The sequence below is a fragment of the Planctomycetota bacterium genome (assembly GCA_018242585.1).
GTDB lineage: Bacteria > Planctomycetota > Planctomycetia > Pirellulales > PNKZ01 > JAFEBQ01.
Genome location: JAFEBQ010000002.1, coordinates 22,775 through 36,037, shown reverse-complemented (window position 1 = coordinate 36,037; position 13,263 = coordinate 22,775). Strand labels below are relative to the sequence as shown.

Annotated in this window: 17 protein-coding genes; 13 read left to right on the top strand and 4 right to left on the bottom strand. The window is 62.1% G+C overall.

The annotated features are described in order from the left end of the window. Window positions 1-201: 201 nt before the first annotated feature. Together JSS27_00660 and JSS27_00655 are read right to left on the bottom strand one after the other, a co-directional pair. Complete coding sequence (locus JSS27_00660) at window positions 202-399, bottom strand: GNAT family N-acetyltransferase (GenBank protein MBS0207439.1); 198 nt, start codon at window positions 397-399, stop codon at window positions 202-204. After that, window positions 392-658 (bottom strand): hypothetical protein, encoded by a 267-nt coding sequence (locus tag JSS27_00655; GenBank protein ID MBS0207438.1) that lies wholly within the window; start codon window positions 656-658, stop codon window positions 392-394. Before JSS27_00655 ends, JSS27_00660 begins: the two co-directional genes overlap by 8 nt. A 221-nt stretch (window positions 659-879) precedes the next feature. Here JSS27_00655 and JSS27_00650 point away from each other — a divergent pair, with 221 nt between their 5' ends. The 13 genes from JSS27_00650 (at window position 880) to JSS27_00590 (ending at window position 11,019) form a co-directional block, all read left to right on the top strand. Next, window positions 880-1,686, top strand: coding sequence for a DeoR/GlpR transcriptional regulator (locus JSS27_00650; protein ID MBS0207437.1), 807 nt, complete (start codon window positions 880-882; stop codon window positions 1,684-1,686). 24 nt (window positions 1,687-1,710) lie between these two features. Continuing rightward, entirely contained in the window at window positions 1,711-2,376 is a 666-nt protein-coding gene (locus JSS27_00645) for a phosphate propanoyltransferase (GenBank protein MBS0207436.1), read from the top strand. A 93-nt stretch (window positions 2,377-2,469) separates the two neighbouring features. Continuing rightward, complete coding sequence (locus tag JSS27_00640) at window positions 2,470-2,778, top strand: BMC domain-containing protein (protein ID MBS0207435.1); 309 nt, start codon at window positions 2,470-2,472, stop codon at window positions 2,776-2,778. A 52-nt stretch (window positions 2,779-2,830) separates the two neighbouring features. Continuing rightward, window positions 2,831-3,097, top strand: a complete 267-nt coding sequence (locus JSS27_00635; protein ID MBS0207434.1) for a BMC domain-containing protein — start codon at window positions 2,831-2,833, stop codon at window positions 3,095-3,097. 81 nt (window positions 3,098-3,178) lie between these two features. Next, window positions 3,179-4,369 carry an acetate/propionate family kinase gene (locus JSS27_00630; GenBank protein ID MBS0207433.1) on the top strand — a complete coding sequence of 397 codons (1,191 nt, stop codon included), beginning with the start codon at window positions 3,179-3,181 and terminating at the stop codon, window positions 4,367-4,369. A gap of 101 nt (window positions 4,370-4,470) precedes the next feature. Beyond that, a complete protein-coding gene (locus JSS27_00625) occupies window positions 4,471-4,785 on the top strand; it encodes a EutN/CcmL family microcompartment protein (protein MBS0207432.1) in 315 nt (104 codons plus the stop codon). Between the two features lie 23 nt (window positions 4,786-4,808). Then, window positions 4,809-6,242, top strand: a complete 1,434-nt coding sequence (locus JSS27_00620) for an aldehyde dehydrogenase EutE (GenBank protein ID MBS0207431.1) — start codon at window positions 4,809-4,811, stop codon at window positions 6,240-6,242. A 12-nt stretch (window positions 6,243-6,254) separates the two neighbouring features. Then, window positions 6,255-6,515: a EutN/CcmL family microcompartment protein gene (locus JSS27_00615; protein ID MBS0207430.1), complete on the top strand. Its 261-nt coding sequence runs from the start codon at window positions 6,255-6,257 to the stop codon at window positions 6,513-6,515. Next, complete coding sequence (locus tag JSS27_00610) at window positions 6,512-7,228, top strand: hypothetical protein (protein MBS0207429.1); 717 nt, start codon at window positions 6,512-6,514, stop codon at window positions 7,226-7,228. Before JSS27_00615 ends, JSS27_00610 begins: the two co-directional genes overlap by 4 nt. A 142-nt stretch (window positions 7,229-7,370) precedes the next feature. Then, window positions 7,371-7,682 (top strand): carbon dioxide concentrating mechanism protein CcmL, encoded by a 312-nt coding sequence (locus JSS27_00605; GenBank protein ID MBS0207428.1) that lies wholly within the window; start codon window positions 7,371-7,373, stop codon window positions 7,680-7,682. Window positions 7,683-7,732: 50 nt separating this feature from the next. After that, entirely contained in the window at window positions 7,733-8,617 is an 885-nt protein-coding gene (locus tag JSS27_00600; GenBank protein MBS0207427.1) for a class II aldolase/adducin family protein, read from the top strand. A gap of 134 nt (window positions 8,618-8,751) precedes the next feature. Then, a complete protein-coding gene (locus tag JSS27_00595) occupies window positions 8,752-9,696 on the top strand; it encodes a lactate/malate dehydrogenase family protein (GenBank protein ID MBS0207426.1) in 945 nt (314 codons plus the stop codon). Window positions 9,697-9,738: 42 nt separating this feature from the next. Then, on the top strand, window positions 9,739-11,019 hold the full coding sequence (locus JSS27_00590; protein MBS0207425.1) for a hypothetical protein: 1,281 nt from the start codon (window positions 9,739-9,741) through the stop codon (window positions 11,017-11,019). 36 nt (window positions 11,020-11,055) lie between these two features. Here the strand turns inward: JSS27_00590 and JSS27_00585 are convergent, their stop codons facing one another. Both JSS27_00585 and JSS27_00580 read right to left on the bottom strand, forming a co-directional pair. Continuing rightward, window positions 11,056-11,751 (bottom strand): HD domain-containing protein, encoded by a 696-nt coding sequence (locus JSS27_00585; protein ID MBS0207424.1) that lies wholly within the window; start codon window positions 11,749-11,751, stop codon window positions 11,056-11,058. 166 nt (window positions 11,752-11,917) lie between these two features. Beyond that, entirely contained in the window at window positions 11,918-13,228 is a 1,311-nt protein-coding gene (locus JSS27_00580) for a DUF2252 family protein (GenBank protein ID MBS0207423.1), read from the bottom strand. Window positions 13,229-13,263: the final 35 nt, after the last annotated feature.

The following is a 13,263-nucleotide window of genomic DNA, read 5'->3' as shown; positions in this document are numbered from 1 at the left end:
CCATTGTCCTAAACGCAAAGCAGCTCGCGCGATAAACACCCCTCCCTTTCAGGGAGGGGCTGGGGGAGGGTAAGGACGTCGCCGGCCAAAAGAGATGGCGGTCAGGCAAATGCAGGAGCGAGTCATACGCCGTCATTCCCGCCTGCGCGGGAATGACGGAAGAATAGCCCGAATCAGCCGCGCGCAGCTGGACTTCACGGATTACATCCTCCCTGGCCCCGCGCGCTTCTGCCCCCCTACCTCATCAAACCCAAGCGACTCGTAGAGTCGCAACGCCGCCAACCAGGCGCGATGCGTCTCGAGCATGATCGTCCGCTGCCCGTCGTCCCAAGCGACCTGTAGCGCCGCAGTCACGAGCGCACGGCCAATACCGTGTCGTTGCCATTCGGGATCAACCATCAGCGTTACTTGATTGGCCAGCAACCTCGGCCACCCAGCAGCGCTCGGCGCGCCACCAAGGCTGGCTGCTGAGTTCGCGCGCGAAGTCTTCTTTCTCCCAAGTTCGCGCCGGCGCGGCCTGCCCAGCAAAGGCTGCGACGCGCAGCGCCAAATACGCGGGTACGTCGTCGGGCAGGCGGATAGGGCGCAACGTGACGCCGTCGGGCACGATCAGCATCGGCCGCTCGTGAAGCACCAGTTGCATTTGCACGACATTCATTGCCTCTCCCACCGCTCACGCGTTCCATTACTTGCGGGTTTCATGGGAACCGATTGATGAGATAAGTCCAAACCCCACATCGGCTTGTGGCGATAATTGTTCGCAAATGAGCATGTGAACGAGACATATTGGCAACAATCTTTCACAGTATTGATTGCATACGGTCACAGTTCTGGTAAAAATTGTGCTTATAGCTAGCTATTCGTTGGGCGAAAGTAACCATGTCGGGCGAGTCCAGACGCAGCCGATTGTTGGAACTTATTCGGCGCACAGGGTTTGCATCGTTGCCGAACCTGGTAGACGAGCTGCAAGTCTCTGAATCGACCGTCCGGCGCGATTTGGAAGCCCTCGAGGAGCAAGGGGCGGCCCGACGCACCCACGGCGGCGTTTTTTACACCGGAACGTCGCCGCGGCTTCCGCATTTTGAAGAACGGCAACCAGCGCAATGGGACAAGAAGCACGCCATCAGCCAGCGCGCGGCCGAACTGGTCGAGGACGGCGACAGTGTGCTCCTGGACGGCGGCAGCACGACGTACGAAGTGGCGAGGCTGCTCTGCGATCGTCGCCTGCAAATAGTCACCAACTCGCTGCCGGTGGCGAATCTGTTTGCCACCAATCCAAGCGCCGACCTGGTCTTGGTCGGCGGCTATGTCTATCCGCGAACCGGCGTCTCGCTGGGACCGCACGCCAACAGCATGCTCGCGGCCGTCAGTGTGCGGCGCACGATTCTCAGTGTGGCCGGCATCAACGATCGGGGCTTCTTCAACAGCAACCTGCTGCTGGTCGAAACCGAGCAGGCGATGATGCGCGCCGCCGACGAAGTGATCGTCGTGGCCGACAGCACCAAGTTCGGGCATCAAAGCCTGGCCCATCTGTGTGCGCTGAATGCCGTGGACGTGCTGGTGGTCGACTCGGGCATCAGCCCCGCCTGGCGCAAGAAAATCGAAGCCGCGGGAGTTCGTGTGCTGGTGGCCGAGACACCGCCAGCCGCCGTTGAAGTCGCCACGTCGAAAGCCAATTCAAACTAATCACCACTTCAACGTAATCGCACCATGAGCATTGTCGCCACGCCGCTTGATCGGACCCAAATCGAATCGATCGTCCGCCAGATTGTGTTGGCCCGCGCTGGCGCGAAGGCCACCGAGCCGAACCTGGTGGTCAGCGTTTCGGCCCGGCATTGCCATCTGACCGACGAGCACGTCGAGATCCTGTTTGGCGCGGGACACAAGCTGACGCCGCACAAGAACCTGTTTCAAGACGGCTTTTACGCCGCCGAGGAAACGGTGATGGTCGTGGGCCCCAGCAAACGGCGGATGTTGCCGTCGGTTCGCGTCCTCGGTCCCACGCGCCCGGCCAGCCAGGTCGAATTGGCGTTCACCGACAGCATTAGCCTGGGCATCGACATTCCGGTTCGCGCCAGCGGCAAGATCGACGGCACGCCCGGTTGCATCCTGGTCGGGCCGAAAGGCGTCGTCGAGTTGAAACAGGGATTGATCCGCGCCGAACGGCACGTCCACATGAGCCTGAAGGACGCCGACTACTACGGCGTCAAGAACGGCGGGCGGATGAAGCTGCGGATCGAATCGACCTGCACCACGGTCTATGAAGATTTGCTCGTGCGGGCCGACGCGACCAGCAAGCTGGAAGTGCATATCGACACCGACGAGGGGAACGCCACCGATCTGGATCACGCCACGCGGGTCGAATTGATCAAGTAACATTCGAGACTTTAGCAGAGTGAAACGCGCGCCGACTTGTTGCCGGCGACGCTTGAAAATGGGTTCGATGGGTTTTCTTTTTGGGAGTGTTTCATGGCGAAAGCGAAGGCAATGGAAGCGCTCGGCATGATCGAAACCAAGGGGTTCATCTCCTTGGTCGAGGCCAGCGACGCAATGATGAAAGCGGCAAATGTCGAGTTCCTGGGTTGGGACAAGGTCGGCAGCGGCCTGGTCACCGCCTTTGTGACGGGTGATGTGGCCGCCGTGAAGGCCGCCACCGATGCCGGCGCCGCGGCGGCCGGTCGGTTGGGCGAAGTGGTCAGCGTCCAGGTTATTCCGCGTCCGCACGACGACTTGAACATCGTGCTCCCCAGCGGCGTGGTGTCGAAGGGCGCCGAGTAGCGTGAACGACCGGGCCACGTATTTTCCATTCATGTTAAGGACCATTACAGCAATGAACGATGCAATCGGATTGGTAGAGACCAAGGGTCTGGTGTCGCTGGTCGAAGCGACCGACGCGATGGCCAAGGCAGCCAACGTGCAAATTGTGAAGCGGATTTCCATCGGCGGCGGGTTGGTGACGACCGTCGTCCGTGGCGACGTCGGCAGCGTCCGCGCGGCCGTTGAAGCGGGCGCTCAGGCCGCTACGCAGATCGGTGAGCTGGTTGCCAGCCACGTCATTCCGCGTCCGGCCGACGGACTGGTGAAGGCGTACCTGTAAACCGTATGGGCGACTGTTCGTCGCGCGCGTAATCGTGCGTTTCGACAGCGCTACTTTTATCCGCAGTCATGGATGCAGAAGATGAAAATCTTGGTCGCGAATCTCGGTTCCACCAGTTTCAAGTACCGCTTGTTCGACATGGTCGACGAGCGGCAGCTTGCGCGGGGTGGGACCGAGCGGATCGGCTCGGCCGAAAGTCGGTGCTTTGTCGAAATTGGCGGCCAGCGGCGCGAGCTGACGGCCGCGGTGCCCGATCATGCCGTGGCGGTGAAGCTTTGCCTCGAACAGTTGACCGACCCGCAAAGCGGCTGCCTGAAGTCGGCCGCCGAAGTGGCGGCCATCGGCTTCAAGGCGGTTCACGGCGGTCGCTACAGCGGTGTGCAGCGGGTGACGCCCGACGTGCTCGACGCCATGGAAGCCATGCGTCATGTCGCGCCGGCGCACAATCCGCCGTACATCGCGGCCATGCGGCTATTGAGCGAGAAGCTGCCCGAGATTCCGCTGGTGGCGGCCTTTGAAACAGGCTTTCACCAGACGGCCGCGGAGGCCAATCGCTACTACGCCGCGCCGTACGAGTGGGCCGAGAAGTACCAGGTCAAGCGCTGGGGTTTCCACGGCGCTAGCCATCGGTACATCGCCGGTCGCACGGCCGAGCTGATGGGACGCACCGATTTGCGGGTCATCTCGTGTCACCTGGGAGGCTCTAACTCGTTGTGCGCCATTCGCAATGGCCGCAGCGTGGCGAGCAGCCTGGGCATGAGCCCGCAGAGCGGCCTGTTCCACAACAACCGTGTCGGTGACTTCGATGTGTTCGCGCTGCCGGTGGTGATGGAAGCGACCGGCCGTTCGCTCGAGCAACTGCTCGACGAGCTGGCGAACAAAGGTGGATTGTTGGGACTGAGCGGCACGAGCGGCGATGTTCGCGACTTGGAACAGGCGGCCAGCCGCGGCGACTCGCGAGCGCAATTGGCGCTCGACTGTTTTGCCGCGTCGATTCGTCAGTACTTGGGAGCGTACCTCGTCGAGCTGGGTGGCGCCGACGCCATCGTGTTCACCGGCGGCATTGGCGAAAACAGCGTCAGTGTCCGCTCGGCGGTTTGTCGCGAGCTGCAAGAACTGGGGATCGTGCTCGACGAGCAACGGAACCAGACGGCCCGCGGCGAAGGAACAATCCATTCGACCGAGAGCCGGACACAGATTTGGATCGTCCCGACGAATGAAGAGATCGTAGTAGCCCGACAGGCAAAGGAGTTGCTAGTTGCTGGTTCCTAGTTGCTAGTGAAGGCAACTATCTACTGACAACGGACAACTGACCTCGGACCAACTAACAACCAGCAACTAACAACCAGCAACTAACAACCAGCAACTTTCCCATGTTTGTCGCCAAAGTAACCGGCAGTGTGGTGGCCACGCAGAAATCCGCGGCCATGGTCGGCCACAAGCTGTTGATTGTCGAGCCCTATCGCATTGACGGATCGGCGCGCGATCGGCTGGTCACGACCGGCCGGACGTTCGTCGCGGTCGATACGGTCGGCGCCGGCCAGAATGAATTTGTTCTGATCGTGCAAGGTTCGAGCGCCCGACTGACGCCTGAGACCAAAACCCTGCCGGTCGATGCCACGATCATCGGCATCATCGACACCGTGCAGGTCGATGAGAAGTGCGTGTTTAGCAAAGAAAACTCCTAAACCCCGACGTCTATTTGACAACTATGCAAGCCACCGAAGACTTGATCCGCAGCGTTGTTCAGCAGGTGCTTAGCCAAATGGGCAATAGCGCCGCGCCGGTCGCTCCACGCAGCTTTGCCGGCCGGCACGGCATCTTCACGTGTGTCGACGAGGCCGTGGCCGCCGCCACCGAAGCCTTTGACCAGCTTTCCGAACGGTCGCTGGCGGATCGCAAGCGAATCATCGATCACATCCGCCGCATCTCGATCGACAGTTGCGTCGAGTTGGGCACGATGGAGATGGAAGAGACCAAGATTGGCCGGCTGGCGCACAAGATCGAAAAGCTCAAGACCCTGGGTGAGCGGACGCCCGGCGTCGAGTTCATGAAGAGCGAAGTTTTCAGCGGCGACCACGGGCTGGCCGTGATCGAGTACGCGCCGTTCGGCGTGATCGGTGCGATCACGCCGGTGACCCATTCGCTTCCGACGATCACGGGCAACGCGGTCAGCATGATCGCCAGCGGCAATACCTTGGTCGTGAACCCGCACCCCAGCGGACGCAAGGTCGCGGCCGAAGGTGTCCGCCGTTTTAACCAGGCGATCTATCGCGACCTGGGCATCGATAATCTGATCTGCCTGATCGCCGAGCCGACCCTGGAATCGGCCGAACAGATATTCAAGCACCGGGGCGTGAAGATGATTTGCGTCACTGGCGGGCCAGCCGTGGCGCGGGCCGCGCTGAACAGCGGCAAGCGGGCCGTCGTGGCCGGGCCGGGCAATCCGCCGGTTGTGGTCGACGAGACGGCCGACCTCGATCGTGCCGCGCGGTGCATCATCCAAGGGGGCGCGTACGACAACAATCTGCTCTGTATTGCCGAGAAGGAAGTCTTCGTCGTCGATTCGGTCTTTGACGCGATGATGAGCGCCATGGAGCGCGCCGGTGCCGCGCGGTTGAACGCCCGCGAGATCGACGCCTTGACGTCCAAGGCGATCGTCAGCGTCGGCGAACCGGGGCACAAGCACGACGCTCCGGCCAAGGAATTCTTGGGCCAGGACGCCAAGGTGCTGGCCCGCGCTGCCGGCAAGCAAGTTGCCGGCAGCGTCGAATTGATCTTCGGCGAGACCGACGAGTTCAACCCGTTCGTGCCTGTCGAGCAGATGATGCCCTTCATCCCGTTCGTCCGTGTCAGCGATGTGGACGAGGCGATTGCCAAGGCCAAGTTCTACGAGCACGGCTTCCGGCACACGGCCATCATCCATTCGAACAATGTTCGCAACATGACCAAGATGGGGCGCGCCATGGACACCACGCTGTTCGCCAAGAACGGCCCGTGCATGGCGTCGCTAGGCCTGGGTGGCGAAGGGTACTTGTCGTTCTCAATCGCCACACCGACCGGCGAAGGGGTGACGACGCCGCTGACGTTCACGCGGCAGCGCCGCTGCTCGCTGATTGACGATCTGCGAATCTTGGGTAAGTAAGCGGCAATTGCTATGCAAAACGGCTTGGTGATTGGTACCGCGACTGCCACGGTGAAGCACGAGTCGATGCGCGCAACGAAGTTGCTGGTGGTCCAGATGTTGCTGGCCGACGGCCGTTCGCCCGACGGCGAGCCGGTGTTGGCGGTCGATCAACTGGGAGCCGGGGCGGGACAGATCGTGATGTTGACGAGCGACGGCCGCGGCACGCGGGAAATGTTGTCGAGCAAGACGACCCCCGTCCGCTGGCATGTGCTGGGAATTCCCGACGCATGAGCACGCCCGCCGGTGACATCAGCAAGGAACAAATCGAGCGAGTGGTGCGCGAGGTGCTGGCGCGGCTGATGCCTGCGGCGGCTGGCGAGCACGTCGCGAGCGAGACGAAGCCGAAGACGCCAAGTGACACGGTGAGCATTGCCGGCCAAGTGATCACCGTGGCGGCGCTGGACGGGAGGCTGACGGGAAAGAGCAAGCTACAGGTCAACGCCAAGGCGGTGATTACTCCGGCGGCGCGCGACCTGTTGAAAGCGGCCGGGGTGACGGTGGTGCGTGGCACGGCCGGCGCGGCGGCATCCGCGGCATTGAACGTCGTGATCGGCCGGGCCCAAAGCCGGGCCGATGCGGCGACACTGGTGGCGGCGCTAAGAAGTCAAAAACTGAACTTGGAACAAGTGGCCCAGACTGGGCTGGTCGATTCGGTCGGCGCGCTGGCGATCGAGGCGGCACGAGGCGGGAAGTTGGCGGTGTTGGTCACCGAAGCGACGAGCGCGGCTCTATGCCTGGCCAATCGACGGGCCGGCGTGCGAGCGGCACTGGTCGATGGGCAAAGCGATGTGAACGAATTGGCCGGCACGCTGGGTGCGAACTTTTTGATCGTCAGCCTGCGAGGCGCGAGTGCGTATCAGCTAGGCCGAGCCATCGCCGCGGTGGCCACTTGGCCCGGCGAGCGAGGCTGCCCGAAGTTGCTGGCGGCGCTGGACAAATCCTAGCCACGGAGGCACGGTGACACAGAGGACTGCACGGAGAAGAGTGGAAGAAAAAGAGACAAGGCAGAAAGACCGAATCGAAACCGTTTTCTCCGTGCTTCTCTCCGTGTCTCAGTGCCTCCGTGGCTAATTAAGCGAAACGAAAATGAGAATTGCGAAAGTCATCGGAACCGTCACGTTGAGTCGCTGGCACCCGTTGCTGACGGGGGCGACGTACAAGCTGGCGGTGCCGCAAACCTGGGCCGAGTTGGCCAGCGGTGAAACGCCCGCCGGCGAGGCGCTGGTGGTCTATGACGACCGCGGCGCCGGACTGGGACAGCAAATCGCCGTCAGCGAAGGGGGCGAAGCGGCCCAGCCGTTCGAGCCCGAGTTGAAGCCGGTCGACGCTTACAACGCCGCCCTGCTCGATACCGTACACATTGCCATCAAGCCGCCGAGCGCGAAGCCGGCGAAGTAACGAACCATCTTCCAGTCAACGATCCGCCCTCACGCGAAAGTGAAGCCGACATGAATTTGCACAAGCTCAAGCAAGAGATCTGCGACATTGGCCGCCGGATTTACAACAAAGGATATGCCGCCGGCAACGACGGCAACATTTCGTTCCGGCTGGCCGAGAACCAGGTCTTATGCACTCCGACGATGATCTCGAAGGGGTTTATGACCCCCGAAGACCTGTGCATCGTCGACATGGAGGGGAACCAACTGTCGGGCCGCCGCAAGCGGACCAGCGAGATCATGTTGCACCTGGCGATCATGAAAGAGCGTCCGGACATCAAGAGCGTGGTCCACTGCCACCCGCCGCATGCGACCGCCTTTGCCGTCGCTCGCGAGCCGATCCCGCAGTGCGTGCTTCCCGAGATCGAAGTCTTTCTGGGCGAGACGCCGATCACCGTCTATGAAACTCCGGGGGGGCAGAAGTTCGCCGACACCGTGCTGCCGTTCGTCAAGAAGACCAACGTCATCATCCTGGCCAACCACGGCACGGTCAGCTTTGGCGAGTCGGTGGAGCGGGCCTATTGGTGGACCGAAATCCTCGACGCCTACTGCCGGATTCTGATGCTTTCCAAGGACCTGGGGCGCGTGACCTATCTGAACGAAGAGAAGTCGCGCGAGCTGTTGGACCTGAAGGCCAAGTGGGGCTGGAGCGATCCACGCTTGGCGGCCGGCATGGAGAACTGCGACATCTGCGCGAACGACATTTTCCGTGACAGTTGGAAGGCTACCGGTGTCGAGCGCCTGGCGTTCGAGGCTCCGGCGCCTGCCAATAGCCGCGCAGTGGCCGCGGCGGCCAAGGCCACGGTGTCGGCCGCGCCGGCAGCCGGAGGTGGCGACCAGGAAGCGCTGATTCAAGCGATCACCGATCGTGTGATGGCCGCTTTGGCGCAGAAGTAATGTCGAAAATCAGATCAGCCGTAGGTCAGGTACCCCGTGCCTGACAACTGGTCATGGTTGTTACACACAATTGTCAGGTACGGGGTACCTGACCTACTTAAGACGACTTGCAAACACATCCAGGAACATCATCCATGAAGGTCAGCATTATCGGGGCGGCGGGGCTGGTCGGGTCATGCACGGCGTTTGCCTTGCAGACTGGCAAGGTGGTCCGCGAAATCGCCCTGTTGGACGTTAACGCCGAAGCGGCCGGTGGCCAGGCGCTCGATCTGCTTCACGGCGCCAGTCTGATGGCCGATCAGCGCATCGTTTCCGGCGGTTATGAGCACATTCCGTCAAGCGACGTGATCTGCATCACCGCCGGCCTGCGGCGCAAGCCCGACGAAAGCCGGTTGGACCTGATCAATCGCAACACCGACTTGTTCGTGGGCATCCTGACCGAAATCGCCAAGGTCGGCTACAAGCGCGAAGCGATCGTCGTCGTGGTCTCGAACCCGGTCGACGTGCTGACCTATCTGGCGGCTCAGCGGCTTGACTTGCCGACTGAGCAGGTGATCGGCCTAGGAACAGTGCTCGACACGGTGCGGTTCCGCAGCCTGATCGCCGAAAAGATTGAAGCCGCGCCAACGCAGGTGGCGGCCCTGATTCTGGGGGAACATGGCGACACGATGGTCCCCATCTGGTCGAGCGCCACGGTGGCGGGCTTGCCCCTGGAAAAGTATCCGGGCTGGTCGGCCAAGCTGGGCGAGGATCTGTTCGCGCGGACCAAGGGTTCGGGGGCCGAAGTGATCAAGAAGAAAGGTGGCGCTGGTTTTGCCGTCGGCTTGTCGATTCAAGAAGTGATCGAGTCGATCGCCTTGGATCGCCAGCGCGTGTTGCCGGTGTCGAGCGTGCAAAAGGGTTGTTACGGGCTGCGCGACGTGGCCCTGTCGGTGCCGACGGTGGTCGGACGCAAAGGGGTCGTCAAGACTCACGAGATCGAACTGTGGCCCAAGGAACTGCAAGCTCTGCGGCGCAGCGGCCAGGTGCTGCGCGGCACGATCGACACCGTGTTGGCGCGCCTGGGTGGTCAGAAGTAAGCGGGGCCACGAGTTCGCGCATTGTTTGCCAGAGGATACCTCATGCAGAAATCACTAGACCGGAAGTTGGCGGCCATTCATGCCGATCCCTCGGGCGCGCGCGAGTTTATCCTGGCCGACGCCAAGGACGCCGACATGGCGTTCGGCATTGGCTCGGCGGGGCGCAGCCCCGAAATGCACGCGGGCGAGGGACGGATGCGGACCCTGCCCGAGTATCGGGCCCAGATTCGGCAGATCGTCGAACAAGGGCTGGTCGACATTATGTTGATGTCGTCGAGCACCAACGATCAACTCGCCCACCAGGAAGGTCTGTTCCGTAACAGCCACATCACGCCGGCCGCCCGAGCCAACGACGCGACCGACATTTTCGCGGTACGTCATGGGCGGTACGTGGTCGAGCCATCGCGACCATTCCGAACCGCGTCGCTCGATCATATTCAATGCGGACATCTCGATTGCCGCGATGACGAGCGCGAGCAAGGGACGAACCTGGGGCTGTACAGCGTCACGTTCAACAACCGGCTGGATGAAGACCTGGCTTCGCTCGAAGCCTACAACCAATTCCGCGAAGAGGCCGAGCGGAAAGGTTTTCGACATTTCCTGGAAGTGTTTGATCCGAACGCGCCGGCGGGCCTGGAGGGGGAAAAGACCGCGCAGTTCGTCAATGACTGCATCACTCGGGCGCTCGGGGGCGTTGCCCAGGCCGGTCGCCCGGTGTTCTTGAAGATCGCCTATCACGGCCCGCGATCGTTGGAAGAGTTGGTGGCGTACGATCCCCACCTGGTCGTGGGCATTCTCGGCGGCAGCGCCGGCACGACCTACGACGCATTCAAGCTCTTGTCCGAGGCCAAGAAGTACGGCGCGCGTGTGGCCTTGTTCGGCCGCAAGATCAACAACGCCGAGAACCAGTTGGCGTTCGTCGAGTTCTTGCGCATGATCGCCGATGGACAGATCGCGGCCGAGGAAGCCGTGCGGGCGTACCACGCCGTGTTGCAGAAGCTGGGTATTCGTCCCACGCGAGCGTTGGCCGACGATCTGACGCTGCAAAGCGGCGTGACGAGTTATCACGGTTCGAGCGGTTCGGTCCCGGCCTTGCCGGTGGCCATGCAGAAGAAGGAAGCTGCCGCGGCGTCAAAAGAGGATTGTGGCTGCGGCGGCACGCCGACGGCTTGCGCCTGTGGCACTCACGGCGCTGGGCATGGCCACGATGAGCACGATCATGGCGCGTCGAAACAGATCACACCGGCCGAAGTGGCCAAGATGACGCCGGCCGAGAAGCTGGCCTGGAACAAAGCCAAACGCGATCGCATCTTCGGCAAGTAATACGCCAACGGCTCAGTTTCGCGCCGAGGCAAATTGTCACTCGTCGCACATCTCGGCCAGATTGCGCAGATAGTCGAGCGCTTCGTCCACCTCGGGGGCGTCGCCACCGGCCACTCGGCCAGCGCGATCGCAGCGGGCCAAGAGCATCAACTCTTCGTAGTGTTCCGAGTCTTCCAGCCGCTTGCGGGCTCGGCTCCCCAGTTGACCGTCGAGCCAAGCGGCGGCCGCTGGCCGATTTTCGATCAACCACAGGCAGCGCTCGGTGACCAGATCGGTCAACAACTCCAGCGTGGCCAACTGCGGCTGCCGCGGCTCGACCGCTTTGCCCACGTCGTGCAACAGCGCCGCCAACAGGAACTCCTCGTCGTAAGGCAACTCACGTCGAGCCAACTCAAAGACTTGCAGGCTGTGATAAAGCGCGTCCCCTTCCGGATGTTTCTCCGGCGAAAGACGTACTTCTTCCAGCGGCATCAGCAGCGCGCGATAGGCCTCGAACCGATCGTCGGTCGTGGGACGTGGCAGCAACCGCTCGTCAGTCTCGTGGTAATGCCGCGAGAGAGACTCAAGCTCATGGCGAATCTCGCGATGACTGGGCAGGCGTCGCGGGTGAACCCAGCCGCCGGCCAATCGTCGCGCCGCTTCGATCTTGGCTCGATGAAAAGAGTCGCGGCGCTCGTACATGAGACGCGCCGCTTCCCAAGCAATCTGCTGTCGCAGTTTGTCTTGCGCCATGTTTCGCGGCCTAGAAAGGCCGTGGGTGGTGGCGATAGGCCCTCGATTACAGCCCGCTCGTCAAGGAACGCGCCGCTCGCTTGGCCGGGGGGATTATATGCAAGCCGGTTCCGCAGGGTAAAGGTCGACCTCGGCGGGCGCTCTTTTAGCCGGCTAACGAGGTAACTCATTTGCCCGTCTGGCTCACGCCCCATGCTTGCGCCACTTCGGCCTGACGCTTCACGTACTCTTCATAGTCTTCTAACACACGCTCGGAGTACGCTTGGGCCAGCGTCGTCACGCGGCGCACGAAGCGATCGGTGTGACCGTGCAGGGCGGCCATGATCTCGAAGCCGGGAGGCTGGTCCGCGCGGCGATCGTCCCCTTTGACGTGACACTTGGCCAGCAGCTTGCCGAACAGGCGGCCTAGCGACTCGAACTCCTTGGTCTCGTGCAGCACTGCAACGTCGAGCCGCCCGTTGCGCGGGCCGATCTCGCGGACCTGGAACGTGGCGTCGCCGTCGGCCGCCCAGCCTAGGTAGCGGTTGCTGACCGTTTGCATGGCGCGCTCGACCGCCACGACTTCCGCGGCCCGCGGCTGGTCTTTCTCCTCGGTGATGCCGCGCACGCGGTCCCACGCGCTAGGGAGCGATTCCTTGAACTCCAGCAGCACATTCTTGGCGGCCTTGCTACCATCGCCATTCAATAGCGCCACGAACCGATAGCGCCCCAGGCTGCCGCACCCCGAGACCCGTCCGCACGAATCGATCAGTTGATAGAAGTCATCCTGCTCGCGCAACTTGGGATCGAGCCGTTTGACATAGTCGGTCAACAGTCGCGTCACTCGCTGTTGATCGTCGGCGGTGATGTCGAACCAGCGTTCGTTGCGGGTGATCTTTCGGTCGTGACCGGCTCCGGTCGTGAGGTGTTCGATGAACTCGGGGCGCTTGGCGGCCACGGCGTCGAGAATCAACTTTCGCGCGGCCGGCAACTGGGGCAGGTTCTGATCCGAACAGCCGAACTTCTCCGCTTGGTCACCGGGAGCCAGCTTGTTGATCGCCTCGACGTAAGCGCCGACGAAGGATTCGGTCATGTCGACGGCTTGGCTCAACGACCAGTTCAACGGCCCGCCCAGCAGGAACAGGCTGATCGCCCCGCGTTGCACGTCAAGCGCGAAGTTGCCGCGAGCCGTCTCGTCGAAGTCGTCGATGTCATAGCGCACGGTGCCATCGGCCGCCTTGTAGGTGCCGAAATTTTCGCTATGCACGTCGCCGATCAGCCGCGACTCGATGTCTTTCCAAGGGGTCGGCACCCGCAGGTCGGAAAAGCCCCGTTGCTGGTCCGAGGCAAACAGATGGACCGTGCCGCGGAAGAAGCTGAAGGCATCCTTCCCCAGTCGCGCCAGCTTGGCTCGCAGCAAGATGGGATAGCGCCCCACGAAGCGGCGGTTGCTATCAATGATTTCAGCGACAGGATCGCGCTGGTTAGCGTCGGTCATGGCTTTAGGTAACCCGCAGTCGACTTGGCAAACTA